We start from the raw sequence: 23,380 nt of genomic DNA, 5'->3' as shown, positions 1-23,380 counted from the left end.
TCGGAATGAGTTCGTCAACGCCTTACCGATCCAGTCAACAGGCCGAGCAGGACCGTTTTCCTCAGTTGCTGTACGCGGAGTGGACCAGGTTTCGTACCGTGCGCGGCTGGGCGCTCGCCATGGCGGCCTCCGTGCTGGTCACCGTGTCACTCGGACTGCTGATCGCCGGGAGCGCCCGCAGCACCTGCGTGACCGGGAAGGGAGAGGGCCCCTGCCCCGCTCCCTTGGTGGGGCCCGATGGCACGGCGGTCAGGGACAAGTACTACTTCGTGCATCAGCCGCTCAAGGGGAACGGCAGCATCACCGCCCGTGTGTCGGACCTGACCGGGCAGGTGCGGTTGCCGGACGCCGTACCCGGGGTGCGCAACGTCAAGGAGGGAGTGGTGCCATGGGCGAAGGCCGGGCTACTGGTCAGGCAGAGCCTCAGGCAGGGCACACCGTACGCCGCCGTCATGCTCACCGGAGCTCACGGCGTGCGAATGCAGTACAACTTCACCCACGACGTGCCCGGCGGTCCACACAATGGCCCGCAGTGGCTGCGGCTGACCAGATCGGGCGACACCATCACCGGCTACGAGTCAGACGACGGCAAGACGTGGACCGAGGTCGGCACGGTCAAGCTGACCGGGCTGCCAGAGACGGTTCAGATCGGGCTGTTCGCCACCTCACCAGGCGCCCTGTGGGACATGGCGCGAGCCTTCGCCCAGGTCACCGCCACCTTCGACCAGATCACGCTGCAGGGCGCGAACGGTTCGTGGCGCCGCGACGATGTCGGCGTCGTTATGGAGTCCGACGGTAAGACCCCGCATCATCCTGGTGGGGTTGTCGAGTCCGGCGACAAGCTCATCGTGACCGGGGGCGGTGACATCGGGCCCGCTTCTTCGGTGGAGGGCGGTATGCGCGCCGACCTCACGCTGATCGGCGGGGCCGTGGGACTGATCCCGGTGCTCGTGGCGGCGGTCACGTTCTTCACGGCCGAACACCGACGTGGGCTGATCGGGACCAGCCCGCCGGCCGAGCCGCATCCAGTGCGGCGACTGGCGGCCAAGGCCACGGTGATCGGCGCGGTTGCGTTCGTGGCGGGGGTGGTGGCCTCGGGAGTCGTGGTCCCTGTCGGCCTGGCGCTGTTGCGTGCGAATCAGAACCCGGTTCAGCCAATCACCTTGGGGACCGAGTTGCGGGTGATCGTCGGCTACGCGGCGCTGACCGCGGCCGCCGCCGTGCTGGCGTTAAGCGTCGCCGCATTGGTCAAGCGGGGCATCGTCGCCGTCGGGCTGACCATCGCGCTGGTCGTCGTGCCCTACCTGCTGGCGACCTCGGGCATGGCACCATGGCTGCTGGCGATCACCCCTGCCGCCGGGTTCGCGATCACGCAGAGCGTCCCCACGTTCTCGCATGTGGACGTCGGCCCGTCACTGCTCGGGGGCTATTACCCGCTCCCGCCATGGGCAGGTTTGACCACGACCTGCGGATACGCCGCCCTCGCCCTCGGGGCGGCGATAGCCGTGCACCGCAGGAAGGCTTAACATCAAATTCCGCTCGCTTGAGGATGCGGAGACCTGGCCGGCACGATCGGCACTCACCACGGACGTCCACGCCCTCTAGGCCGTGTCTTCAAAGTGATCTAGGTCCGCCATCGTCTCCGACGTGATCCGGCGTCATGAGTTGACTGATGAGGAGTGTGGGGAGAAGCTGCAGCCGTTTCTCCCACCTGTCAGCTGCCGGGCGAAAAGAGGAATCTAGATTCCAGCGGTTGGACGCGGGGGTTGCTCCGCCCTGACGCTACCGGGCGGGGCCGGGGCCGACGCCCGGTAGCGTCAGGCGGACCGGCGGAGGTTAAGGGTGGGCCCGCCTTCGGCGGTGCCCCACTGTGGCTGCTCGCCCGGGCGGCCGCCGGGTCCCGCGTCATGCCCGCGGCGGATCACGTCGTCGAGGGCGGTACGGGCGTCCTGCAGTTCCTCGATGGCCCGGTCCAGGCGGTCGCGTTCGCCGCGCAGTCGTTCGACGACTCCCGAGCAGGCCGGGGCGGGCAGCACATCCTCCCGTAGACACGAACTGACTTGGGCGATGGTGGCGGTGGACAGCCCGGCGGCCAGCAGCGTCCGGATCTTCAGCACGGTGCCGACGTCCGTCTCGGCATACTCGCGGTAGCCGTTCGGGGAGCGCTCGGGCGCCAGCAGCCCTTGCTTCTCGTAGTAGCGCAGTAGCTGCTCGTCGACGCCGGTGCGCCTGGACAGTTCCCCGATGCGCATGCGGACCATCTTCCCCCTTGACCTTGTAATCGGTTATAGACCCTACCTTTGCGATGAACCACCCGATCAATAGAACTGAAGGGAATTCATCACTATGTCGACACTGCAGGAAGTGTTTCTGGTGGGTTCGACCGGACTCCTCGGCAACCGGCTTGCGTCGGCCCTCCTGGATCGGGGAGCCACCGTGCGCGCCCTGGTGCGTCCCGGGGCCGCCGGGGAGAAGCAACGCGTGCTCGACGCTCTGCGGGCCAAGGGTGTACAGCTGGTCGAGGGCGATCTCACCGATTCCGTCGACCGGTTGGCCGCAGCCGTCGGCGGGGCGTCGGCGGTCGTCTCGGCTGTCCAGGGCGGACCCGAGGTGATCGTGGAGGGCCAGGCGAACCTGCTGAGGGCCGCGGAGCGGGCCGGGGCTGCTCGGTTCGTCCCGTCGGACTTCGCCATCGACATCACCCGGCTCGACGACGGCGACAACTTCATGATCGATTGGCGGCGGCAGGCAGCGGCCCGGTTCGCCGGGTCCCCGCTGGGTGTGCTGTCGGTGCTCAACGGCGCCTTCATCGAGGTGATGATGGGTTTCATGGGGCTGGTCGACTGGGACAATGGGACCTTCTCGCACTGGGGCGACCTCGACCAGCCGCTGGATGTGACCACCGTGCAGGACACCGCCGACTACACCGCGGCCGCCGTCTTGGACCCCGCATGGGCGGACGGTGGGACGGTGCGGTTCGCCGGCGAGGTCCTCTCGATGCGCGGGTTCCACGAGGCGGTCGAGCGCGGCAGCGGCCGCAGGCTGCAACTGCGGACCCTGGGCACCGCTGACGATCTGCGGGCCGAGATCGAGCGCCGGGCTGCACGGAGCCAGAATCCGTTCGACTATGTGGCCCTGCAGTACCAGTGGTGCATGGTGACCGGGAAGGCCAAGTTCGATGCCCTCGACAACGACCGCTACCCGGAGGTCAAGCCGACCACCGTCGAGCAGTTCGTACGCGATGTCGACTCGGCGGCCTGATACCGCAGCCGATGCCCTGGCATTCCTGGGCGCCTTTGTTCTTGCCTGCGGATGTTGGCCGCCGGGAGTGACCGCAGCGTCAACATCTCGGTGAACGAGTCGACCATATAGCGAGCGGGGTTCATACCCAAGGCCGTGCCTTAAGGTGATCTGGATCCGAGACCGTCTCTGGCGTGATGCGCCGTCATGAGTTAAGCGGCATTCCAGAAGTTCCGCTTGTAACCCCGCGGGCAGCCAGGGACTGGTCCATGGGGCTGCCGCGGTCAGCAGCTGGCTCGGTGAGCGAGCGCGGAAGACGGCGTGAATCTGTCTCAGGCGGCCGGGCCGGCTGACCGCGGTGTTGGCGATGAACGCCTTGAGCGCGGCCCAGATGCGTTCCACCGGGTTGTCATGCGGGCTGTAACGCGCCCCGAACAACAGCTCCATGGTGGGGTGCTCGGTCAGGTAGGCGGTGACGGCTTTGGCGTGGTGGATGCTGTCGTTGTCGCAGATCACCACGATCGCCTGGGCGGTCGGGGCGGCCAGGCGGATCTGTCCCAGCAGGGCGATGAAGTCGGCGGCGCAGCCGATACACCCATCGGCCGGTGGTCATCTCCAGCGCGCCGAGCACCGTTGTCTGCCGGTTTTGCCGGGTGTGCCGATCTGTGGCCGGCGGCCGCGCAGGGTCCAGGTGGCGCGCACGTGCGGCAGCAGGTGGACGTGGGTCTCATCGGTGGCCCTTGACGGACTGCCGCCGGCGGGCGCCGTCCTTGATGCCGACGCCGGCGGCCTCGCGCCGCTTGGCGGCGACGCCTTCGGTTACGCCAGGCGGGTGATCCCGCGCAACGACCTGCTCACCTCGGTGGCCGGGCTGGGGGTCGTGGCCGTCCCAGCAGCTTGATGCGCCCGCTCAGTTGTCGAAGGCCCATACCGCGGCGGCGATCGGCTCGAGCCCCGCGGCCAGCTCGTCGAGCTCGTCCGCACTGAGCACGTCGTACGCCGGCGCGGCCAGCTCGTCGGTGAGCGCCTCGATCCGCTGCCTGGTCTCCCGGCCGGCGTCGGTGAACCCGCCGGCGGCGTCCACGAGGCCGCGGCCGCGCAGCCCGTCGACCACGGCGGTCAGCCGTGCCTTGGGCAGGTGGTGGATCCGGCCGAACTCCTCCGCCCTCATTCCGAGGGAAACAGCCATGAGGACGTGGGCCTCGGTGCCGCCGATGCCGTGGGCGAGAAGGGCGGCGTTGTGGCCGTCCCCGCGGTGCTCCCGCAGCAGCGTCGCCGCGTGCCAGAGCCTGGCCACCGGCTCCTCGGGCACGTCGAGCGCCCGCAGCCCGGCGTACAGTGGTCGGCCCTCGGTCGGCGCGCTGACCGCTGCTCGGGTGGCGAGGTCGGCGGCCCGCACCAGACCGGGGGAGTCGGCGAGCTCTCCGATCATCTGCCGCAGGGCGGCGGTGCTGCCCCGTTCGCGCACGGTGATCGCCTCCTGCGGGGTGATCTTTCCCCACACCCAGGGGATGTGGCGTGCCACCTCGCCGTCGGCGAAGTTGTAGAAGACCGCGTGTACCACCGCGGCCGGTGCCGGCCCCAGCGGTGCGGCCCGGCCCGCGAAGTATCCGTCCCAGTAGTTGCGCATGCCGACGGCCAGGAACGCCTCGTTCGCCACCTCGGAGAAGGTGACGGTGGCGATCGGCTCGACGAGCTCGAACATGCGGTGGATCTTGGCCTGTGGGTGCTGCTGCATCGGTCGGCATCTCCCTTGGTCGTGACAGCTGGTCGTGACAGCGCCCTCGTGGGCGACCGTTCACCCTGGCTACGAACGACGCGGCCCAGATACGACAACTCCGGTCGATAATTTCCGGGGCGGTCTCGTCGGGTGTGGGCGTGAACCCCTCGACTAACTCCCGCGCCGATACGTTCCCGCGGAACCGCGGATAGGCGGTGCGGTCGATCGACGTCAACACACACCTCGGCGATCAGCGGAGGCCAACAGAAGTGGCAGAATCCTAACGATCCCGATCAGGCCTCGACACACCGGCCTCTACCAGCGGTGGAACCGGGCCGTGGCAGGCTCGCTCGTACTCCGGTCTCACACCCACTAAACCCTCATAGCCGCAACCGAGGGCACCCCAACGACCAGCCCCTCCGACTCCCTGAGGAGAACACCGGGCCGCTGCCCAAGGCCCCCTCGACGACCCGCGCGTGCCGGCCCTGGACAAGGCCCGCCGGCAACTCGCCCACGACTGCACTTACCTCCCGAGGTGGGAGGAGTTGACCGACGAGGAGCAGAAGAGCGGGCTGCCCGACGCCCGCAACTCCTTGGAATGGGCGATCAACGCCGGGCTCGTCCCCGCCGTAGAGCTCTACCGGTTCCGCACCGCCCCCACCGTCGGGATGAGCGTCGGGACCGTGCTGAACAAGCTCGCCCAGACCGCCGAGCACATCGCGGAGTTCGCTCGCGAGTTCGGCGACCAGAACTGGGTCGACATGAACGAGACCGAGGCCACCGACTGGCGAACCACGATCGAGGACCTGAAGACCGCCGCCACCCCCTTTCGGCCTGGCAAACCGCCGAACGGCGGATGCATCCGCGCCACCTTGGCGACGGAACCGACGCTTGCGATCTGCACACGGCCTTTCAAAACTGGCGACGAAGGTCCACTTCGCTCGTCGTCAGCGAGAGGGCTTCGGGTGCATTGCCCGGATCGGCGGCGTGGGCGTCCTGGTCGGCATCCAGCGGGCGTGAATCTCCTTCTTGTGGGTGTTGTTCTTCTTGGTCATAGGCTCTCGGGGAGAGTGCCCAGGCCACCCCGGCCGGAGTGGTCATGACCAGCCAGAGCAGGAGTCTTGTCAGCGCGATTCGGGGGACCTTGTCCGCGGCCGTGTCTGGCGTATTCCGGATCGCCGCTACCGTACCCTGCACTACCGGCTGCCCGAGGGCGCGCGGCGAACCGACACACCCTTCTTCAGCCGCCTCACCTGGCGCCATCATGGTGCACCCCGGGGAGTGCGTGGCGTGCCAAGCGGTTGAGTGGCTGACGGCAACGCGGCCAACGTGAAGCTCTTGATCTACATTGTAAAGGCGGTGGGATGGTGCAAAAATCCCCTTCCAGTCATAACGGCACGGGCTTCGCCCGTACGCCTTAACAAGGGCGGTCCTTCATGGGCGAGCGGACCCGCCTGGTCTATGGCCTGCGCCGCATCCCGGTGACCGATCCCGCGCCCGTCTACCCGCAATCCCTCCTGTGGCACCGCGACCCCGCCCCTGGTGGTCGTGTCGAACGTCACCGTGACCGGGCCGGCCAGCCCTGGCCCGGTCGGCCTCCCGGCGCCCGGCTACCCGTGGCCTCTCGCGCCTGCTTCGGCGGTGTCGCGTTGCGCGGGGGAGGGGACGACGGCTCTGAGCGCGGGCCACGCCAGTAGCGCCAAGGCCGTGGCGAGTGCTGCCACGGCCAGCATGGCGCCCGGCAGCCCGGTCGCCTGCGCCCAGTGCCCCACGTACACCGGCCCGGCGAGATAGCCGAGATAGGCCAGGGTGGACACCACCGAGGTGGCGGCACCGCGGGCGGCGGTGGGGACGTTGGCGGTGGCCAGGCCGAGCACGGTGGGGAAGAGCACGGCGGTGCCGACGGCGGCCAGGGCCAGCCCGAGCAGGGCCAGGGGGAGAGACGCGGTGAGGGCGAGGAGGGACGTCCCCGCTGCGGAGATCACCGCGCCGGCGGTCAGGACGATCCAGGCACGGCGGGTCTTCACCGCGCTGATCGCGAAGCGGGTGAGTGCGACGGCAAGTGCGAAGACCGCGGGCCCGGCGCCGACGAGCGCGGGCCCGGCCTGCACGGTATCGGCGAGGTAGACGGCGCTCCAGCTCTGGTGAGCGTTCTCCACGGCGAACCCGATCGCGCCCAGTCCGCCCGCGACGAGCAGGAGCGGCATATGAGCGCGCAGACCCGGCCGACTGTTCGCGGCCGGGGTTCGGGCGTGATCATGGCGGCCGGGATCGGCCGGCGTACGATCGCTCGTGGCGATGGCGGCGCTCACAGCGCCGGCGGCGAGCGCCACCAGCAAGTACGGCGCGACCACGGGCAGTCCGGTGGCGTTCAGCAGGCCGGTCACGAGGCTCGCCGCGACGACGGCCAAGGAGAAGAAGCCGTGCGCCCGGGTGATGACCGGACGGCCGCTGGCCCGTTCGGCGGAGCCGGCCGCCGCGTTGATCGTCACGTCGGCGGCGCCGGACGACGCGCCGAGAACCGCCAGCCCTACGGACAAGGCAGGCAGGTCGCGGGCGGTGACGGCCACGGCGACGCCGGCGATTCCTAACGACGTGAGGGTGATCGCTGTGACGCGCTGCCCCCACCGGTCCACGGCCCGGCCCGCGAGAGGCATGGCGGGCAGGGCGCCGGCGGCGATGAACAGCAGCGCGGTGCCGAGCTGGCCATCGGTCAGCCCCGCCTGGTCGCGGATGGCGGGAACGGACGCGCCCCACACGCCCCAGAACGCGCCGAAGACGGTGAATCCCGCGTACGGCACCCAGGCCCGGATGTGGCCGTGATCGACGCCCATTTGTGTAACGATACACAGCTTGTGTAACGATACACAAGGTAGGGTGAGGCATGGCCAATGACCCTTCACGGCCCCGGCCGACCATGGCGGAGGTGGCTCGCGCGGCGAAGGTATCGGTGATGACCGTCTCCTACACCTACGCCCAGCCCGATCGCGTCTCCGAACCCACCCGGGCCAGGGTCCGCGAAGCCGCCGCCCGGTTGGGATACCCGGGCCCTCATCCGGGGGCCCGCTCGCTGCGCCGGGGACGGGCCGGCAGCCTCGGGGTGGTGCTCGGCGAGCACCTGACCTACGCTTTCGAGGACCCCCAGGCCACTCGGTTCCTGGCCGGCGTCGCCGAGGTCTGCGCCGGTCACGGCCTGGGACTCACGATCGTGCCCATCACCGGGGCGCCCTCCGACACCGACCGGGTCGCCGAGGCCGCGGTGGACGGTTTCGTCGTCTGGACGACCAGCGACGACGACCCCGTGGTGCCGGCGGTGGCCGCCACCGGTCTCCCCGCCGTCGTGCACGGCGGACCGCATCACCGGGACGTGCCGTTCGTGGCCATCGACGACAGGGCCGCGGCCCGCGCCGTCGCCGCCGAGGCCCTCGCGAGCGCCCGGCGGCCGATGGTGCTCAGTTTCCCGCTCGATCGTGCCCGTACATCCGGGGTTCGCACCGGGCTGGATCCGGCCGAGGCCACCTTTCGCGTGACCCGTGAGCGCCTGCGCGGAGTTCGTGACGCTTGGGAGGCGGCCGGCGGTCGATGGCAGCAGGTGCGGGTCGCGGTGTGCGCACGCAACAGCGCGTGCGAGGCGGATTCCCTGGCCACCGCGTTCCTTGCGGGGCCGGACGCCCCGGACGCGGTCATGGCCATGAGCGACGAACTCGCCCTGGGCCTGATGCGAGCGGCCGGCCGCGCCGGTCTCGCCGTACCCGGCGACCTCGCCGTCACCGGCTGGGACGACACCGACGCGGCCGCGGCCGCCGGGCTGACGACCGTCGCGCAGAACCTGCGCGCCCAGGGAGCCCGCTGCGCGCAACTGGTCCTCGGCGAGGAAGCAACGGATGAGACCGACCCGATCGAGTGGCGTCTGGTCCTGCGCGACTCCACCCGGCGCTGACCACGTTCAAGCGCGCGGATCGACCTGGGAGTGGTGGCCGCCGCGGCCGGAATGAGCGCATCTGCGCTGGCCCGCTGCCACCCATTTCGTCCCGGCTTGGACGAGCCCACCGCGGTCACGCTGTTGTGCGGCCGCACCGAGTGAGTGTGGCGAGGGGGGGCCGAGACCGGCTACCGCGAGGCGCTGGACATCCTCGCGCCCATAGGGGTGCCGCAGGCGGAGGACATCGCCGAGCGGCTCCGTTGACAGGGTCGAGGAGGTAGTCCGCAGAAATTGGCGGGAGGGCGGGACGCAGGAGGCTATGTCGTGGTGGCTGGGGTGGATGGCGGCTTTCGCCAGGGAGCTTCGGGGTCAGCCAGCGTGGCGGCGGACCCGCCGTGGCCAGGCGATATCGAGGGAGATATCGAGCACCGCAACCTGCGAAACGTCGAAGGGTCGCATTATCGCGCCGGACTTATCCCACCGTGTTCGGGGTGTCGGGTTCGGTCGCAAAGTCCGATCTTCTGAGGCGCGGAGAGCCTGGTCGGCGGAGGTGTCGGGAAATACACCTAATCCCGACACTGTGGACCTCCCGGCTGGCGAACTCGCATACCTAACGGTCGTGGATTCGCCGCTGAGTGCCCCCTGGCATCACCGCCTGTTCAGGGCCGCAGCGCCAATTTGCCCACAGTGGCCCGCGCTTCCAGTTCCGCGAGTACTTTCGGCCCCTCGGCCAGTTCATAGGTGGTGGGCTGGCCAGGGCCGAGCACCCCGGCCGCAAGGAGCCCGGACATCTCGCCCATGACCTCGCCGAAGATCTGCGGTGCGGCCTGGATCAGGATGCCGATGTTCAGGCCGATGAGGTGGATCTGGTGCCTGTAAACCAGGTCCCAGTTGGTGATCGCGGCTTCGCCGCCGACCACACCGTAGACGATGACCCGGCCGGTGACCCGCTTGGTCGCGGCCAAACTGGCGTCCAGGGTGGCGCCGCCGACCGACTCCAGGACCAGGTCAGCGCCCGTGCCGCCGGTCAGCCTCAAGACCTCGGCGGCAAGGTCGGCGGCGCGGGAGTCGACGACGTGGTCGGCCCCCAGCGCCCGTACCACCTCGTGCTTGCCTGGCGAGGCCGTGGCGATCACCGTCGCGCCGTAGTGCTTGGCCATCTTCACCGCGGCCTGGCCGGTCCCGCCCGCCGCGGCATGGATCAGCACGGTCTGCCCTGCGGTGAGGCCGCCCAGTGGCTTGAGCGCCGCCAGCGCGGTCGGCCAGTTCACGACCAGGCCCAGGGCCTGCTCGTCGGCCCAGCCCGCCGGCACCGGGACCGCGCCGACCGCGGGCAGCACCATGTACTCGGCGAAGGCGCCGCCTGTGATGCCGACGCCGATGACGTGGGCGCCGAGCTCCAGGCCGGTCACCCCCTCGCCAACCGCGGCGACTTCACCGGCGCCCTCGATGCCCGCCAGATACGGCGGCTGCGGGCCGCCCGCAAACGTGCCCCTGGCCTGCGAGATATCGACGAAGTTCACGCCGGCGGCGGTGATCCGGACCAGGATCTCCCCCGGGCCCGGCCGCGGAACCGGCGCGTCATTGATGAGGCGCAGGTCCTGCGGGCCATTCAGCGACGTCTGCTGCAAGGCGCGCATGGTGGAGGGGATGCTCATGACAATCGGCTTCCTTTGTTTATCGAACGACAAACAAACCGTGGCATGCCCCTGTGATCCAGGTCAAGGTAAAGTTGATCGAACGACAAACAAATCTGGAAGGACTTGGATGGTTGCTCGCGGCAGGCCGCGCACCTTCGATCCCGACATCGCCCTGCGCACAGCACTAGACCTGTTCTGGGAACGGGGCTACGAGGGCACCTCGCTCAACGACCTGGCCCAGGCCATGGGAATCGCCTCGGCCAGCATCTACGCCTGTTTCGGCAGCAAGGAAGACCTGTTCCGCAAGGTCATGGCGCTCTACGGCACGACGTCAGGCGAGCCACCCAGACGCGCGCTGCGCGAACAGCCGACCGCGCGCGCCGCGATCCACGCCATGCTGCGCGCCACCGCCGATGAGATCACCCGCCCCGACACCCCGCACTACTGCATGCTCATCCTGGTCGCACCCACCGGCGCCGTAGAAAACCACGCAGTCCGCGAGTTCCTCGCCGACCGCCGACGCGACATGTACACCACCATCAAGGACCGGCTCGCCCGCGGCGTCGCCGACGGCGACCTCACCGCGTCCCCCGCCGATCTCGACGCCATCGCCCGCTACTACACCACCGTCGTGCAGGGCCTCTCCGTCCAAGCCCGTGATGGCGCCACCCGCGCCGAGCTGGAAGCAGTCATCACCTGCGCGATGGCCGCCTGGGACACCCTCACATCTCCCGCCACCCAGTAAGGCGGGCAAGCCGACTCACGACCCTTATCCAGAGGGGCGTCAGACCTACTTTGGGGCTGGGGACGGCATTGGGAGCGGAGGGCCGTCTCCAAGGGCAGCGCCATCGAGTACGTGCACGGGGCCACTCCCACCGCCCGGCTGCTGACCGGCCGTACCACGGGGCCTGTGTTCCTGGCCGACCGGCGCGCTCCTGCTTCCGGCCCGCGCGCGCAGGTCAGGGACGATAATCGTGGGGTCGTCGGTGAGCCTCGCCGCGACGTGGCACCACATGCAGTGGGTCTGCGGGAACCCATGCAGGAGGACCACGGCCGGCCCGCTCCCGCCGACGACGCCACCTTCCGCCACGTCCGCAGCTTCGCCGCCATGATGCGCGACCTACGCGGCGATCGTCTCCCCTCCTGGATCGACCCAGTTCCTGAAGAGGACCCGCCCACCTCTACCGTTTCCCCCATGCCTGCGCTACGACCTCGACGCCATCATCGCCGGCCTGTCGGTTCCCTGGAACTCCGAACAGGCCGAGGTGCAGAACACGCGAGTGAAGCTGGTCAAGCGGCAGGGGTAGGGGAGAGCCAACTTCGATCTGCTTCGGAAGCGGATCCTGCTCCGAACATGATCCTCAACCCGTCCCAAGATCAGCGACAGAGCCCGCTTACCTGTACCTGACTCTGCACATGGGCGCGTACGCCGACAAGCCTTGACCTCAGCACCTGTGTCCCCCTTGCTTCCGCTGGGTTCGGCGCCTATGGCACAGTCCTGAGCGTGCCCCTGGACGAGTTGCCGGACTGGTTGCCGGCTTGGTGTCTTGACCATCTGGGCGGCGAACCCGCCGACGTGCTGTTCCGGTCACAACAGGTCTCGATGGTGTTCGGTCTGCAGTTGGCCGGTGGCCGGGACGTCGTGGTCAAGGCGCGTGCCGACGACGGCCGGGCGGCGTCGTGTGTCGCGGCGCAGGCCCGGCTGGCCGAGCGCGGGTTTCCCTGTGCCCGGCCGCTGACACCAGTGGTCGGTGTCGGTGCGCTGGCCGTGCACGCTGAGGAATTCCGGCCCGGCGGCGAAGTGCTGCACGGCGACTCACCGGACATGGCCGTGCGTTGCGCGGAGGTGTTCGCGCGGCTGATGGCCGAACTCGCCGACGTGATCGTCACGCCGCCATTGCCGAATCCGCCCTGGGTGCGGTGGGACGAGACCGGTTCTGGGACGTGGCCGGCGATCGGCTTCCTCGACGGCCTGGACCAGAGTGTCGTGTCCGAGCACATTGTCGAGGCGGCTGAGCGGGCCCGGGGGCGACTGCTGGCCGCCGGTCTGCCATGCGTGCTGGGCCACGCCGATTTCGAGGCGCAGAATTTGCGGTGGCGGGGTCGACAGGTGTGGGCGGTGCACGACTGGGACAGCCTGGCGTGGCAGCCGGAGGCGGCGCTGGTGGGAGCGGCGAGCGGGTCGTTCGCCAGCGCCGGGCCGCCGACGCTGGCGCCGATCGAAAGCTCCGAGGCGTTCCTGGCGGCTTATCAGGACTTTCGGGAGCACGTGTTCACGCCCGTAGAGGTGGAGATCGCATGGGCGGCCAGTGTGTGGATGGCTGCGTACAATGCCCGGGAGATGGCACTGTGTGGTGGCTCCCCAGCGGGCGGCGATGCGCTGCGGGCACAGGCAACCGAACGCCTCCGCCGGGCGAATGCCTAGCCCCGCAGGCGAGCCCGGAGAACGTCCACCCCAGACCAGCACCGGCGGGCGAGCGCCTTCCCGATCTGATCTGGGGGTCAGAGACACCTCTGAGGTCTCGGACTGTGATCTGACGCTGGTGGGGCAGGGTAGGCGGGCCCGGCAGGTTCGGGGTGCCGCTCGGTCAGCATGATCCGGCAGGCGATCATCGTGCTGACTCCCCACGGTGCGGGCTTCCTGGGCGTCACAGTGAAGACGGTGCGCCACTACCACAAGCTCGGCCTGGTGAAGGAGCCGGAACGCGACAGCTCCGGCTACCACAGGTACGGATCGGCGGGCGCGGAGCTTGGCCTCTACGAGCGCGACCCCCGGGCCGTGGCCGATCCCTGTTCTTCGCCGTAGTGGGCGATTAGGTGGTACCGGGCCGCGGCGTCGGTGCGGGCTTGCAGGCCGGTCACGATCTTCGGGTGTGCGGGGTTGGCGAGGAAGTGGTCGGCCAATGGCGGTGGCGAGTTCGGCCAGGCGCGGGTCGTCCGGTTCTCATGCCATGGCTCCGGTGGCGCGCTTGATCAACGCGACGAAGCAGGGATCGTCGAGGGCGTGCTCGACATGGGTGAGGAAGTCGTCGAAGCCCTCGGGGACCAGAGCCCTGGCCAGCACCCAGCCCTCCCTGGTGGCCGCCATCTCCTCCGCGGGGAGGCCGAGGTCGGACAGCCGCTCCAGCAGCGCCACAGCGCGGTCGGGCAGGAGAGCCTGGTCTCCGTCGGCGAGCCGGTGCAGCGAGTCACGGCGCGCGGTCAGCTCCTCGATCCGTTCGGTGAGTTGCCGCTCGACGTCGATGAGCGCGGCTGCGAACTGGGCGGGGTCCGCGTCGAGCAGAGGCCCGACTTCGGCCAGTGAAACCCCGGCGGCGGCCAGCGTCCGGACCTGCACCAGCCGCAACAACCCGCGAGCATCCATATCCCCAGACCAGACACCCACTGACCGCGCCGGTCCCCGCCGCAGGACCGGGGACAGGCCGGGATCTGCCGGCAGACGCCGCTGGAGCGGCTCGTCCCAAGGTGCGCGACACCCTCTTCTGACCTGCCAAGTCGGCCAAGACGCTGTCGTTCGGGCATCTGCTCAAAGGAAGAGTCGGGCAGCCGATTCTCCATGATGTCCATGTCGGTCTTCATCGACCCCGTCCGGCGGTCCGAGGTGCTTGTGGTAGCCGACAGCGCCCCGGGCAGACCCGGACTGGCGTCATCCGATGCGGACGACGCTCTTGCCGCGGGTCACTCCGCCGGCGAGATCGGCGATGGCGGTCTCGACGTCGGCCAGCTCGTATTCAGCGGTGATATCGATGCCGACCTTGCCGTTCCCGACCAGTTCCAGCGCGCGGCGTGCGCTGTCGGCGAGCCGCTCGGGATGGGTCTGGCTGAGCAGGTTGCTGTTGTAGGTCAGCATGGACGTGCCATGCGTCAGCAGATCGTTGGCCGAGACCAAGACCGGCTCGAAGGTGGCGATGTTGCCGTAGACCGCGATCCGGCCGTGCGGTGCCAGGCGTTCCAGGTTGGCCAGCCGGGTCTGGCCGCCGATGGGGTCGAGAATCACATCGAAGTGCTCCCCGTCCAGTGCTTGGGGGAAGTCCTCGCGGCTGAGCGCCTGGTCATAACCGAGTTGCCGCGCGTAGTCGACCTGCCCTGGGTTGCCCACGACGCCCACGACTCGCCCCGCGCCGGCGGCCCGGGCGAACTGCCCCGCGAGCGTGCCGACCCCGCCGGCTGCCGCGTGGATCAGGACGCTCTGGCCCGGTCGGACCCCCGCGACGGTGTTGATCAGGTCGTAGGCAGTGGAGGTGACCCAGCCGAACGCGGCGGCGGTCCGCGAGTCCACGGTGGGCGCCGCGATCGCCAGCACCGAGGAAACGACAACGACTTCCGCGAAGCCGCCCGAACTGGTCAGCGCGATGACCTGCTCACCGACGCGTGCCGGATCGACACCCTCGCCGACCTCGATGATCTGCCCGGATGCCTCGAAGCCGGGCACGAAGGGGCGAGGAGTCGGGAAGTGACCGTCGCGGATCAGCACATCCCCCCACTGAACACCCGCGTAAGCAACGCGGATTGCCACCTCCCCGTGCCCCGCGGTGGGCTCAGCGATCTCGGTCACGCGGAACTGGTCGTCGGCGGCGAGCACTGCAGCCTTCATAATTCACAACCTTCTTGGTCGACTCAGTATCCTGATACTCAGACGCTAGCGAGTCTCAGGATGTTGAGTCAAATGAGGAAGCTGTGACAGAGATGCTCGACGTGCCCGCCGAGGAATACCTGTGCACCAGGATCCGCCGCGCCGAACAGGCCCTGATGGCCCATCACGAAGCCGTCCTGCGGACCTATGGGCTGACCATGACCCAGTACACGGTGCTGCTCACCCTCTCCCGCGAGAACGGCATGTCCGGTGCCCAGCTGGCCCGCGCCTGCGGCGTCACTCAACAGAGCATGGCCACGGTCCTCACCGGTATGCAGGCCAAGGGCATCATCGACCGGCAGTCATCGCCCATGCACGCCAAGGTCATGATCGCCACCCTCACCGACGCCGGCCAGCACCTCCTCGACAGGGCCTACCAAGAAGTCAACGCGCTCGAGAAGGCTTTCATCGACAAGTTCACCCCAGCCGAGCACAGGCAGTTCTGCGACCTTCTCGATCGAGCCACCGAAACTCTGATCGAACAGACCCCCCGACCCGGTAAGTCGACATCCCATCGCCCTTCATCGACCTGAGTCGAGCCGGGGACACCCCGTGTCCACAGCTGGGGAAGGTCTTCGGTTCTGATCCACTTGTTGTGAGCCTGTACACGGGGAGTTACCGGTGATCAGTCAGCGTGGAGAATCTGCAGGCGGAGGAGATCGAAGGACGCTCGCCCATAGCCGTCCCTCTTGATTCGCGCTGTGTGGTGCCGTCACATACGGTGAGCCGGGAGGTTGGTCCCGCAGGTGGTCCGGCAGGAGGACACCAGCCTGCACGCAGATGATCGCCGATCTGGAAGCCCGGCTCACCGAGCCGGCGGCAGGCTGATCAGATCGATCCCGGGCTGGGAAGAACTCACTCCGGGAACGCGGCTCGCAGCATGCGAAGCTGGCCTATTTCGCTGACGTTCTTCATCAGCTCGGCGTTGACCCAGGCGATCACGTGGGCGACGGTGTGCTCAGAGTCCTGTGGCCAAGGGAAGGGGGGCGCCGGGGCGTCCAGGTCGGCGTCGGTGAGGCGATCCAGCTCGGTCAGCCACGTGGTGCGGAGATCACGCAACCATGCGACGGCGCTCGTTCCATCACCCGGCCAGGTGATCTCGGTCCTGTCCCGGGGTTCGCGTCCCTGAGCGTGATCGATGGTCACACTCCATCACCAGCCGATATGCCAGCTCAACCAGCCGATGGTGGGAACCGGGACGGGATCGAGCTCGGTCTCCGCCCAGTCGGGCACCCATGTTCCCGTGGCGTCAGGGCGCACCGTCCAGCAAAGAGCGGCGGGCTCCCACAGAAAGTCCGCAGGTTGCAGGCGTTCCAGGTGATAATCGAACAACGACCAGGTGAAGTCGAACTGCCAGCGCAGCAAATCGCATCGAGATACGTTCATCCGGACATGTTGACAGACTCCGCCGGCTCCGGTGGGAATCACGGGTCGATGCCGTAGCACGGGGTGGATCAACTGACCCCTCAACAGTCCACCGGCGCCATCGCGGACAGCCCTACTATGCAGCGGCGGACTTGTTCAGGCCCAAGAGCTTCTCGGAGTTGGTCCGGCCGATCTTTTCGCGGTCGTTATTGCTGATGGGGCAGGTGTCGAACCAGGGGGAGAGCTCGTCCATGGACTCGTAGGGGTAGTCGACAGAGAACAGGTTGCGGTCGAAGCCGACTTCCATGAGAGTGTCGAGCAGGGTCTGTGTGCGAAAGATGCCGCTGGTGGTGAGGTGGAAGTTGTCAGACACGGGCACCGAGTCCTATCGGCTTGCCCAGGCTCGCGCCCGAACCGACGTCTTCGCCACCGGCAAGAAGGTCGTTGACTGATGGCGTCCTCGTTCGCGCTGCTGTTCTCGGCTCTTCATAGAGCTGAGCCGTCAGGCGTCGGCGAGCGCCTTGGTGATGTTCCACTCAGCCAAGTCCAGCATCCATTGCCGATCGGGGAAGTCAGTGTCCGCAATCCGTAGCGGACCCTCGATCAGGGATAGCACCTGCGCGTACCGGTAGAGCTCCAACCTGTGGGGGTCGAGATCGACCTGATGCAGCGCCGGGTATGCGTCGCCGAAGCGCATCTGGAGCCAGGCGTGCTCCCACTCGACGTCGAAGTACGTCAGGCCCTCGAAATCAATCAGGACGGGTTCGCCCACGGGCGTGACGAATACGTGATCTGGTCCAAGTTCGCCATGCACCAGCCCGTATCTCTCGCGTGCCGTAACCGCGCTACGAAGATGGCGTACGTGTTCAGTGATCCGGTCATACGCCTCGCCCAGCCGGGCGTCGCGGGTCGCCACGGCGTCGAGGTGGGCAAGCGCCCGGTCCACGATGATGTCTTCAGTGCGTCGGGACTGGGGTGCCTCACCGCGAGTGATAGCGGCGAGCTTGCCGTATTTCGGGCCAAGCGTGGTGTGCATGCGGCGCAAGGCGTCACCGAGCGTGGACAGCGGCATGGCGGCCGCGGCCGGGTCGTGGTCCAACAACGCCTCGAGCTTCACCGCACCGACGTCCTCGACCAGAGCGACGTCGGCATCGAGATAGCGGCCGCCGTGGTCGAGCATCAGCAGCTGTGGGGTCCGCACGCCGGCGGCAGCAAGAGCCGAGTGGTTGATAGCGAACAGTTCCACCCCCGAAGCGTCGGTGAAGGGGTCGTCCGGGACAGCCAGCGACGGCGGCCAATAGTTCTCGCCAGTCGCCCAGACGTAAAGGATCACGGTCGTCTCGTCGTCCAGACGGAGCCGGTAGACGCCCTTCTTGCTGCCGCCGGTCAGCCGGTCCAGCGCGCTCAGCCGCCGACCGGTTCCGAACTGTTCCGCTACCAGGTCGCGCACATCGTCTGGCTGCAAGAACGCTCGTTTCATGATCGCCTTTCGTTAGATCAGTCGACCATATTGCCTAAGCCGGCGATAGCTCGCAATCAAGTTAGCGGGGTAGTGGAATCGAATCCCACAGCTCTGACGGGCCCCTGGAGGTGGGACCGAAACTCGCGTTCAGCCACTGACACTTGATCCCCGTTCAGAGCGCCGAAGCCAACAGTTCGCCCGCAGTAAGCAACACCTGTCGGCGACCGGCATGCGCAACACCCAGCCCTCGCCTTCGCATCCTTGCGGCAGCGGCGGGAAAACGTACCCTTTCACATCGGTGCTGTGGCCGCACCCCGAGTCGCACTCATAGATGCCACGCTGAGGGACCTTTGTCCCTGAATGGTGCACTTGTTCTTTTCTGCCATATAGCGTTTTTCGTCCGCCATGATGCCGGTTCCGCTGGCCACCCGAGAGTGGTCGGCGTCCTGCCCCGCCGTTGAGGGGCGGTTGGCGTGTGCACGGCAATCGGGAACACCGCAAACGACCTTGAAAACAGGAACCCCGGGCGCACGAGGGCCAGGGTTCGCTCGTGTCGCACCTTGTTTTCAGGCGGTGTTGCAGGTGATCCAGCGGGCGCCGGGGGGATGTCGGGGCGGGGGAGGCGACGGCCGAGCCCGTGGGGGATCGGCGTACCGGAGCTGCGCCGGACGGGCCAGCCGCAATCAAGATCCTTCTCAGCGCCAACGGTTGTCCGCTGGTTCCTCGCCCCCGTAATGACCGTCCCATGGCGCCCTGACCAGGGGCCGACCCGGCTGATGTAAAGTACACTTTACATCACGGCGACCTCCTCCTATCGTGTCAAGTGTCCTTTACTTCTCGCCACAGGAGGGCGACCCGTGCAAGCACACACCACCACCGGGGACTACCGGGAGTCGACCAAGGCAACCGTCCGGCTCGTACTATGGACACTCGCCTGGACGGCGACCCTCGCCTTGGCCAAGTTCGGTCCCGACCTCTTGTGGGACCCTCAGCAACCGGTGGCAAGCTGGGCCGCGGTCGCCGTCAACCTGACCGTCGGCATCGGATGGATCGTCGCCTTCACTCGCTTTCTTCAGAGAGTCGATGAGTTGCAGCGCAAGGTCATGCAGGAGGCCCTGGCCATCTCCCTCGGAGCAGGGTGGGTCGGCGGATTCGCCTATGTCGTCGCGGACACCGCCGGCCTCATCACGTACGACGTCAACACTGCAGTCCTGCCCGCGCTCCTGGGAGTCGTCTTCTTGATCGCCTTCGCCGCTGGCATGATCAGATACCGATGAAAAACCGCATCACGGAACTCCGGGGCGAACGCGACTGGACACAGGCTGATCTGGCTCAGCGGATCAGCGTGTCGAGGCAGACGATCATCGCGATCGAAAAAGGCAAGTTCGACCCGAGCCTTCCCGTCGCCTTCCGCCTCGCCAAAGTGTTCGGCCTGACGATCGAAGAAGTTTTTCTCGACGAGCAGTAGAACGTCATCGGCATCCTGACATTCCGTGAAATCGCGAGCGAAACGATCATCGGGAACGAACGCCCAAGGCCTTGACCCGGCTCAGCCGGGTTCCGGTGGGGTCTACTCAGGACACCGATCGCGTGTCACGCATACGGCCGCCTCTTACTCCCACCGGTTCGGTCCGGAGACCTCGTGCCCCCGGCGGCGCCTGTTGACGGGACATCCTGATCCTTGCACGGGTGCACCCAAGGCAGCGAACTGATTCTCCGACCAAGATCAGACTGAAGTTCAGAGAATACATCAACACGCTGATGCTCCAGGACGTTCCGGCCGATCCGGAGTCGGCCGAGCTGCTCAGGCCCGCCGACCGCCGCGGACTGACTCCGCTGTTCTGGCAGCACGTCCAGCCCTACGGCGAGGTACGGCTGGACGTGGCCAAGCGTCTGCCGCTGGGCGGCGGCGAGGGTGCTGCCCAGCGGCACCAACCGGGGTAGCCCAGATCCTGTGGCTCTTTCCGACACGGGCGGGGCCGGGTGGGACCTGCGCGGCGCTCGCGCTGTTCGCCGTGCCGTTCCCGCTCGTGGTCGCCGCCGCGGTGCTCCTCGGCTGGCTGGTGCACCGGCTGGCCCCGCACGTCTTCAAGCGCGGCAAGACACGTCGGCGACGGCGGGGCGTCGCCGACGATCCTGGACGACGCCCTTAGTGACTGAACTGCGCCGATCTCAACCCCCGCCAGACCGCTCAGGCTGGGCTGCGCGGGCTGGAGCGCGCCGGACCCCGCCGCCGTACATCGAGCGGTCCGGCGCGCGAGGTCATCCCGCTCGCCGCAGCAGCAGCGCCCCGGTGGTCATCGCCGCTCCTGCGGCGACGGCGGCCACGGCGGCGACGAGGGCGGTAGCCGGGAATCCGAAGGCGCTGGAGAGGGCCCCGAAGGTGAACGGTGCGATGGCGGCGCCCGTGTAGAGGCCGATCTGCACGGTGTGCCCGGCGTCCTCGGTCCGGCCGGGTACCAGGCGCAGCGTGGTGGCGAGCAGGAGCCCGGTCCAGCCCCAGCCCGCGGAGAAGGCCAGGATCGCACCGAGAACGAACGTTGTTGACGTCCCGATCGCGATCAGTGCCAGCCCGAGCCCGCCGGTGAGCATCATCGTGACGATCACCGCAGAATTGCGGCGAGGAGCCCGGTCGGTGAGCGCCCCAGCGGTGATCCGTACGGCGATGGCGAACAGGGCGCTGAGCGACAGCAGGTTACCCGTGACGGTGGTGCCCAGCCCGGAGTGGGTGCCCAGTTCGACGAAGTACGTGGCCACCGCGTTGTTGCCGGTCGCGGAGAGCGCCGCGGCCAGCGCCCAGAGCCCGAGTACCCGCCCGACCGTCCGTTGCTTGTCGCCGGCCTCGCCGGCCTCCTTCGGCCTTACAGGCGGCGGGCCGCCGGGTGCCCGGGCCAGCGGGGCGAGCGCGGCCGGAACGAGCGCGGCGATACCTGCTACAAACAGGGCGGTCCGCCAGCCGTACGCCGGGAGGACCAGGGCGACGAGCAGTCCGGGGACGAGGGTGCCCGCCCCCAGCGCCGCACCGATCATGCCCGCGGCCAGCGAACGCCGGTGTTCCGGGACGCGCGCCGCGATCAGCCGGCCCGCCACCGGCTGGACGAGTGCGTTGCTCAACCCGCCCACCAGCAGTATCGCCGTCAGCATCCCCGGCCCGGTCACCCGCGCCGCCACCAGCATGACCGCCGACGCGACCAGCGCCGCGACGGCGAGGACCGTGGGGACCGGCAACCGCGCCGCCACCCGTTTGGCGACAGGCGAGCCGAAGGCGGTCGCGGCGTAGAAGAGGCTCATCGCCAGCCCGACGGCGCTGCGGGAGGCGTGCAGGTCTGCTTCGATCGTCGGGGCCAGCGCCCCGACGGTGAAACCGGGCATCCCCGCCACGGTCGCGGTCAGCGCGGTCGCGATGATTCCCGGCCAGTGCCGTGCAGGCGAGCGGGTGGGCAGGCCGCGGTCGATTGTCGTTGTCATAGCCGACCCGGGCGGGTCAGACGTCCAGGGGGCGCCAGGCGGAGCCGGCGCCGTCCCGGCGGACCTGCCCGAAGACCGCATCGGCGAAGTGGATGCCAAAGCCGATCGTGTCAGGCTCTTCCAACTCGGCAACGAGATGATGACGATGCTCGGCGGACTGGGCAGGGTCATGGTCGTAGAGGCAGGACCATTCGGGGTGGTCCACCTGGATCGGTGAATGCAGGGCATCGCCGAAGGCGATCAGCCGGGTTCCGCCCCCGGTGATGACGTACTGCGTGTGTCCGGCCGTGTGTCCACCGGTGATCTGGACCCGCACGCCGGGGAAGACCTCCTGCCCGTCCATCACCGTACGCACGCGGGGTGTCAGCGCGGCGGCTTCCTCCTCGGTGATGCCCTGCGCGAACAGGTCGCGTTGGGCCCATTCCGGTTCGGCCACTAGGTACTCGGCCTGGGTGAACACGGGCTGGTCACCGCCCGGGGCGGGATGCCAGGCCCAGCCGAGGTGATCGATGTGCAGGTGGGTGAAGGCCACCGCCTCGATCTCTTCCGGCCTGCGGCCGAGCTCGGCCAGACTGTCCAGCAGTGCGCCACCGCAAACGGCGCCGTTCGGGTTTCCTGGCTCGGCCGGCAGCGACACCGGCCCCCATCCTGCATCGATCAACAGTGCGCGGTCGCCGTTCTCCACCAGGAGACCACCGATACTCGCCACAAGATGGCCGGAGTCATCCAGGTACTGCGGGTGGGCGGCCCAGATCTCATCGGTGGTGTCCGGCAGCCAGCTGCGCGGCCTGCCCTGTATAGCCCCGTCCGGCACGAAGGACACCCTCGTGTTGCCGAGCCATACCGCGCGGATCCCCGCTGGCCGCCGCAGCCGCTCGTCCTGGTCAACCGCGGACTTCGCCATGGTCGCGTTCCCTTCATCGGGGTCAGGTCATCGCCTCGTCCCTCGTCGGCGACCAGGCCACCATAAACATCAAGCTTGAAACAGTCAAGGTTGAAATATGCTGGCTTGAAACAGTCAAGCTTTGAATATGCTGGCTTGATGGACTTGCTAGAATGGGACGCATGACGACGTCCCCAGAACCGCAGGCCATCGCCGAGCGGGTGTTGTGCGGTCTGGTGAACGGACTGGCTCAGCAGATCGCCGATCACCTACGCGAACGCGCGGTCACCTTGGGCCTCACCGCGGCCCAGGCAACCGCCCTGCGGGAGATGACCGGACCAATGACCATGCGAGAGCTCGCCGAACGCATGAGCTGCGAGCCCTCCAACGCCACCTTTATCGTCGACAAGCTCGAAAAACAGGCCCTGATCGAGCGCCGCGCGCACCCCACTGACCGCCGCGCCAAGCAACTCGTCCTCACCCCGGAGGGCAACGCCCTCCGTGAACGGCTTCTCGAACTCCTCGTCCAGGACTCACCGCTGGCCGGCCTCACCACCCAGCAGCAGCGCGCCCTTCAGGACCTGCTCGAACAAGCCATCATCCGCTCATGAGTTGACGCCGACACATCCTGTCGGCCCCCCACTCCGGTCCGCGTGACCAGTCTGGCCTCGCCGCTCATCGCCGGGGCCTGAGCTTGTTCCGCTTTGACGGACACCATCGTTGTGGTGTTCAGGCCACGGTGGCCTCGAAGTCGGCGGGGCTACGGTAGCCCAGGCTGCTGTGCAAGCGGTGCAGGTTGTACCAGCCCTCGATGAATTCGAAGATCGCGCTGCGGGCGGCAGCGTGGGTGGGCCAGGACTGGGCGTCGAGGAGCTCGCCCTTGAGCGTGGCGAAGAACGACTCGGCCAGCGCGTTGTCCCAGCACTGGCCGGTGCGTCCGACCGACAACCGCACCCCGAGCCGTTCAGCCAGGGCGGCGTAAGCGGCGCTGGTGTACTGACAGCCCCTGTCCGAATGAAAGATCACCGGCCCGGTGGGGCGGCGGCG

Annotated in this window: 25 protein-coding genes and 2 pseudogenes; 14 read left to right on the top strand and 13 right to left on the bottom strand. The window is 68.2% G+C overall.

Annotated elements, in window-relative coordinates; translation table 11 throughout:
* Positions 1-5 precede the first annotated feature (5 nt).
* Positions 6-1,526: a DUF1349 domain-containing protein gene (locus BLS95_RS46435; RefSeq protein WP_090946018.1), complete on the top strand. Its 1,521-nt coding sequence runs from the start codon at positions 6-8 to the stop codon at positions 1,524-1,526.
* 291 nt (positions 1,527-1,817) lie between these two features.
* Here BLS95_RS46435 and BLS95_RS46430 read toward each other — a convergent pair whose 3' ends face one another.
* Positions 1,818-2,252: a MerR family transcriptional regulator gene (locus tag BLS95_RS46430; RefSeq protein WP_090946017.1), complete on the bottom strand. Its 435-nt coding sequence runs from the start codon at positions 2,250-2,252 to the stop codon at positions 1,818-1,820.
* Between the two features lie 94 nt (positions 2,253-2,346).
* Between BLS95_RS46430 and BLS95_RS46425 the strand changes: the two genes are divergently transcribed.
* The gene (locus tag BLS95_RS46425) at positions 2,347-3,261 is read left to right on the top strand and encodes an NmrA family NAD(P)-binding protein (protein ID WP_245765700.1); all 915 of its coding nucleotides are present in this window, start codon (positions 2,347-2,349) and stop codon (positions 3,259-3,261) included.
* Between the two features lie 191 nt (positions 3,262-3,452).
* Here BLS95_RS46425 and BLS95_RS59670 read toward each other — a convergent pair.
* Positions 3,453-3,978 (bottom strand): annotated as a pseudogene (locus BLS95_RS59670) (transposase); the annotation flags it as partial.
* On the opposite strand from BLS95_RS59670, the gene BLS95_RS59665 reads away from it, so the two are divergent.
* On the top strand, positions 3,974-4,141 hold the full coding sequence (locus BLS95_RS59665) for a hypothetical protein (protein ID WP_342742833.1): 168 nt from the start codon (positions 3,974-3,976) through the stop codon (positions 4,139-4,141). The pseudogene BLS95_RS59670 and the gene BLS95_RS59665 overlap by 5 nt on opposite strands.
* Before the next feature lie 9 nt (positions 4,142-4,150).
* Here BLS95_RS59665 and BLS95_RS46410 read toward each other — a convergent pair whose 3' ends face one another.
* Complete coding sequence (locus tag BLS95_RS46410) at positions 4,151-4,978, bottom strand: MarR family winged helix-turn-helix transcriptional regulator (RefSeq protein ID WP_218136320.1); 828 nt, start codon at positions 4,976-4,978, stop codon at positions 4,151-4,153.
* A 458-nt stretch (positions 4,979-5,436) separates the two neighbouring features.
* Here BLS95_RS46410 and BLS95_RS55000 point away from each other — a divergent pair, with 458 nt between their 5' ends.
* A complete protein-coding gene (locus BLS95_RS55000) occupies positions 5,437-6,063 on the top strand; it encodes a hypothetical protein (RefSeq protein ID WP_143044187.1) in 627 nt (208 codons plus the stop codon).
* Positions 6,064-6,570: 507 nt separating this feature from the next.
* Here BLS95_RS55000 and BLS95_RS46395 read toward each other — a convergent pair.
* Positions 6,571-7,794 carry an MFS transporter gene (locus BLS95_RS46395; protein WP_245765698.1) on the bottom strand — a complete coding sequence of 408 codons (1,224 nt, stop codon included), beginning with the start codon at positions 7,792-7,794 and terminating at the stop codon, positions 6,571-6,573.
* A 50-nt stretch (positions 7,795-7,844) separates the two neighbouring features.
* On the opposite strand from BLS95_RS46395, the gene BLS95_RS46390 reads away from it, so the two are divergent.
* Positions 7,845-8,900, top strand: coding sequence for a LacI family DNA-binding transcriptional regulator (locus tag BLS95_RS46390; RefSeq protein WP_090946013.1), 1,056 nt, complete (start codon positions 7,845-7,847; stop codon positions 8,898-8,900).
* Positions 8,901-9,541: 641 nt separating this feature from the next.
* Here the strand turns inward: BLS95_RS46390 and BLS95_RS46385 are convergent.
* Positions 9,542-10,540, bottom strand: a complete 999-nt coding sequence (locus BLS95_RS46385) for an NADPH:quinone oxidoreductase family protein (RefSeq protein ID WP_090946012.1) — start codon at positions 10,538-10,540, stop codon at positions 9,542-9,544.
* Between the two features lie 109 nt (positions 10,541-10,649).
* On the opposite strand from BLS95_RS46385, the gene BLS95_RS46380 reads away from it, so the two are divergent.
* From BLS95_RS46380 to BLS95_RS46365, 3 genes are all read left to right on the top strand, one after another.
* Positions 10,650-11,267, top strand: coding sequence for a TetR/AcrR family transcriptional regulator (locus BLS95_RS46380; protein WP_090946011.1), 618 nt, complete (start codon positions 10,650-10,652; stop codon positions 11,265-11,267).
* Positions 11,268-12,026: 759 nt separating this feature from the next.
* Positions 12,027-12,947 (top strand): aminoglycoside phosphotransferase/kinase family protein, encoded by a 921-nt coding sequence (locus tag BLS95_RS46370; RefSeq protein ID WP_090946009.1) that lies wholly within the window; start codon positions 12,027-12,029, stop codon positions 12,945-12,947.
* Between the two features lie 168 nt (positions 12,948-13,115).
* Positions 13,116-13,328 (top strand): MerR family transcriptional regulator, encoded by a 213-nt coding sequence (locus BLS95_RS46365; protein WP_218136319.1) that lies wholly within the window; start codon positions 13,116-13,118, stop codon positions 13,326-13,328.
* Between the two features lie 138 nt (positions 13,329-13,466).
* Here BLS95_RS46365 and BLS95_RS46360 read toward each other — a convergent pair whose 3' ends face one another.
* Together BLS95_RS46360 and BLS95_RS46355 are read right to left on the bottom strand one after the other, a co-directional pair.
* On the bottom strand, positions 13,467-13,886 hold the full coding sequence (locus tag BLS95_RS46360; RefSeq protein WP_218136318.1) for a hypothetical protein: 420 nt from the start codon (positions 13,884-13,886) through the stop codon (positions 13,467-13,469).
* 282 nt (positions 13,887-14,168) lie between these two features.
* The gene (locus BLS95_RS46355) at positions 14,169-15,116 is read right to left on the bottom strand and encodes a quinone oxidoreductase family protein (RefSeq protein WP_090946008.1); all 948 of its coding nucleotides are present in this window, start codon (positions 15,114-15,116) and stop codon (positions 14,169-14,171) included.
* 92 nt (positions 15,117-15,208) lie between these two features.
* On the opposite strand from BLS95_RS46355, the gene BLS95_RS46350 reads away from it, so the two are divergent.
* Positions 15,209-15,688 (top strand): MarR family winged helix-turn-helix transcriptional regulator, encoded by a 480-nt coding sequence (locus BLS95_RS46350; protein ID WP_090946082.1) that lies wholly within the window; start codon positions 15,209-15,211, stop codon positions 15,686-15,688.
* A gap of 322 nt (positions 15,689-16,010) precedes the next feature.
* On the opposite strand, the pseudogene BLS95_RS46345 reads toward BLS95_RS46350, so the two are convergent.
* From BLS95_RS46345 to BLS95_RS46335, 3 genes and pseudogenes are all read right to left on the bottom strand, one after another.
* A pseudogene (locus BLS95_RS46345) lies at positions 16,011-16,541 on the bottom strand (DinB family protein).
* Between the two features lie 115 nt (positions 16,542-16,656).
* Positions 16,657-16,893: an amidohydrolase family protein gene (locus BLS95_RS46340; protein ID WP_090946007.1), complete on the bottom strand. Its 237-nt coding sequence runs from the start codon at positions 16,891-16,893 to the stop codon at positions 16,657-16,659.
* A gap of 129 nt (positions 16,894-17,022) precedes the next feature.
* The gene (locus BLS95_RS46335) at positions 17,023-18,000 is read right to left on the bottom strand and encodes a phosphotransferase family protein (RefSeq protein ID WP_090946006.1); all 978 of its coding nucleotides are present in this window, start codon (positions 17,998-18,000) and stop codon (positions 17,023-17,025) included.
* Between the two features lie 839 nt (positions 18,001-18,839).
* On the opposite strand from BLS95_RS46335, the gene BLS95_RS46325 reads away from it, so the two are divergent.
* The 4 genes from BLS95_RS46325 (at position 18,840) to BLS95_RS56355 (ending at position 20,135) form a co-directional block, all read left to right on the top strand.
* Entirely contained in the window at positions 18,840-19,259 is a 420-nt protein-coding gene (locus tag BLS95_RS46325) for a hypothetical protein (protein WP_090946004.1), read from the top strand.
* Positions 19,256-19,450 (top strand): helix-turn-helix transcriptional regulator, encoded by a 195-nt coding sequence (locus tag BLS95_RS46320; protein ID WP_090946003.1) that lies wholly within the window; start codon positions 19,256-19,258, stop codon positions 19,448-19,450. Before BLS95_RS46325 ends, BLS95_RS46320 begins: the two co-directional genes overlap by 4 nt.
* Positions 19,451-19,743: 293 nt before the next feature.
* The gene (locus BLS95_RS46315; protein WP_090946002.1) at positions 19,744-19,926 is read left to right on the top strand and encodes a hypothetical protein; all 183 of its coding nucleotides are present in this window, start codon (positions 19,744-19,746) and stop codon (positions 19,924-19,926) included.
* 71 nt (positions 19,927-19,997) lie between these two features.
* Entirely contained in the window at positions 19,998-20,135 is a 138-nt protein-coding gene (locus BLS95_RS56355; protein WP_176993750.1) for a hypothetical protein, read from the top strand.
* Between the two features lie 109 nt (positions 20,136-20,244).
* On the opposite strand, the gene BLS95_RS46310 is transcribed toward BLS95_RS56355, so the two are convergent.
* Positions 20,245-21,450 carry an MFS transporter gene (locus tag BLS95_RS46310; protein ID WP_176993749.1) on the bottom strand — a complete coding sequence of 402 codons (1,206 nt, stop codon included), beginning with the start codon at positions 21,448-21,450 and terminating at the stop codon, positions 20,245-20,247.
* 16 nt (positions 21,451-21,466) lie between these two features.
* Positions 21,467-22,354, bottom strand: a complete 888-nt coding sequence (locus BLS95_RS46305) for an MBL fold metallo-hydrolase (protein WP_090946000.1) — start codon at positions 22,352-22,354, stop codon at positions 21,467-21,469.
* 152 nt (positions 22,355-22,506) lie between these two features.
* Here BLS95_RS46305 and BLS95_RS46300 point away from each other — a divergent pair, with 152 nt between their 5' ends.
* Positions 22,507-22,944: a MarR family winged helix-turn-helix transcriptional regulator gene (locus tag BLS95_RS46300; protein WP_245765696.1), complete on the top strand. Its 438-nt coding sequence runs from the start codon at positions 22,507-22,509 to the stop codon at positions 22,942-22,944.
* Between the two features lie 118 nt (positions 22,945-23,062).
* On the opposite strand, the gene BLS95_RS46295 is transcribed toward BLS95_RS46300, so the two are convergent.
* On the bottom strand, positions 23,063-23,380 hold a 318-nt coding region (locus tag BLS95_RS46295; RefSeq protein WP_143044186.1), incomplete at its 5' end, for an integrase core domain-containing protein.

The organism is Nonomuraea jiangxiensis (assembly GCF_900099965.1).
GTDB classification, from domain to species: domain Bacteria; phylum Actinomycetota; class Actinomycetes; order Streptosporangiales; family Streptosporangiaceae; genus Nonomuraea; species Nonomuraea jiangxiensis.
Note: the sequence above shows the minus strand (reverse complement) of the source record. Positions and strands in the feature narration are given on the sequence as shown.

Excerpts from the sequence above, each read along its gene's own strand:
- BLS95_RS46300 (WP_245765696.1), top strand. The coding sequence starts at position 22,507 with ATGGGACGCATGACGACGTCCCCAGAACCGCAGGCCATCGCCGAGCGG.
- BLS95_RS46320 (WP_090946003.1), top strand. The coding sequence starts at position 19,256 with ATGAAAAACCGCATCACGGAACTCCGGGGCGAACGCGACTGGACACAG.
- BLS95_RS46410 (WP_218136320.1), bottom strand. The coding sequence starts at position 4,978 with ATGCAGCAGCACCCACAGGCCAAGATCCACCGCATGTTCGAGCTCGTC.
- BLS95_RS46390 (WP_090946013.1), top strand. The coding sequence starts at position 7,845 with ATGGCCAATGACCCTTCACGGCCCCGGCCGACCATGGCGGAGGTGGCT.
- BLS95_RS46310 (WP_176993749.1), bottom strand. The coding sequence starts at position 21,450 with ATGACAACGACAATCGACCGCGGCCTGCCCACCCGCTCGCCTGCACGG.
- BLS95_RS46395 (WP_245765698.1), bottom strand. The coding sequence starts at position 7,794 with ATGGGCGTCGATCACGGCCACATCCGGGCCTGGGTGCCGTACGCGGGA.
- BLS95_RS46360 (WP_218136318.1), bottom strand. The coding sequence starts at position 13,886 with ATGGATGCTCGCGGGTTGTTGCGGCTGGTGCAGGTCCGGACGCTGGCC.
- BLS95_RS46315 (WP_090946002.1), top strand. The coding sequence starts at position 19,744 with ATGCTCCAGGACGTTCCGGCCGATCCGGAGTCGGCCGAGCTGCTCAGG.
- BLS95_RS46350 (WP_090946082.1), top strand. The coding sequence starts at position 15,209 with ATGCTCGACGTGCCCGCCGAGGAATACCTGTGCACCAGGATCCGCCGC.
- BLS95_RS46335 (WP_090946006.1), bottom strand. The coding sequence starts at position 18,000 with ATGAAACGAGCGTTCTTGCAGCCAGACGATGTGCGCGACCTGGTAGCG.
- BLS95_RS46365 (WP_218136319.1), top strand. The coding sequence starts at position 13,116 with ATGATCCGGCAGGCGATCATCGTGCTGACTCCCCACGGTGCGGGCTTC.
- BLS95_RS46435 (WP_090946018.1), top strand. The coding sequence starts at position 6 with ATGAGTTCGTCAACGCCTTACCGATCCAGTCAACAGGCCGAGCAGGAC.
- BLS95_RS46380 (WP_090946011.1), top strand. The coding sequence starts at position 10,650 with ATGGTTGCTCGCGGCAGGCCGCGCACCTTCGATCCCGACATCGCCCTG.
- BLS95_RS46355 (WP_090946008.1), bottom strand. The coding sequence starts at position 15,116 with ATGAAGGCTGCAGTGCTCGCCGCCGACGACCAGTTCCGCGTGACCGAG.
- BLS95_RS46430 (WP_090946017.1), bottom strand. The coding sequence starts at position 2,252 with ATGCGCATCGGGGAACTGTCCAGGCGCACCGGCGTCGACGAGCAGCTA.
- BLS95_RS46425 (WP_245765700.1), top strand. The coding sequence starts at position 2,347 with ATGTCGACACTGCAGGAAGTGTTTCTGGTGGGTTCGACCGGACTCCTC.
- BLS95_RS46385 (WP_090946012.1), bottom strand. The coding sequence starts at position 10,540 with ATGAGCATCCCCTCCACCATGCGCGCCTTGCAGCAGACGTCGCTGAAT.
- BLS95_RS46305 (WP_090946000.1), bottom strand. The coding sequence starts at position 22,354 with ATGGCGAAGTCCGCGGTTGACCAGGACGAGCGGCTGCGGCGGCCAGCG.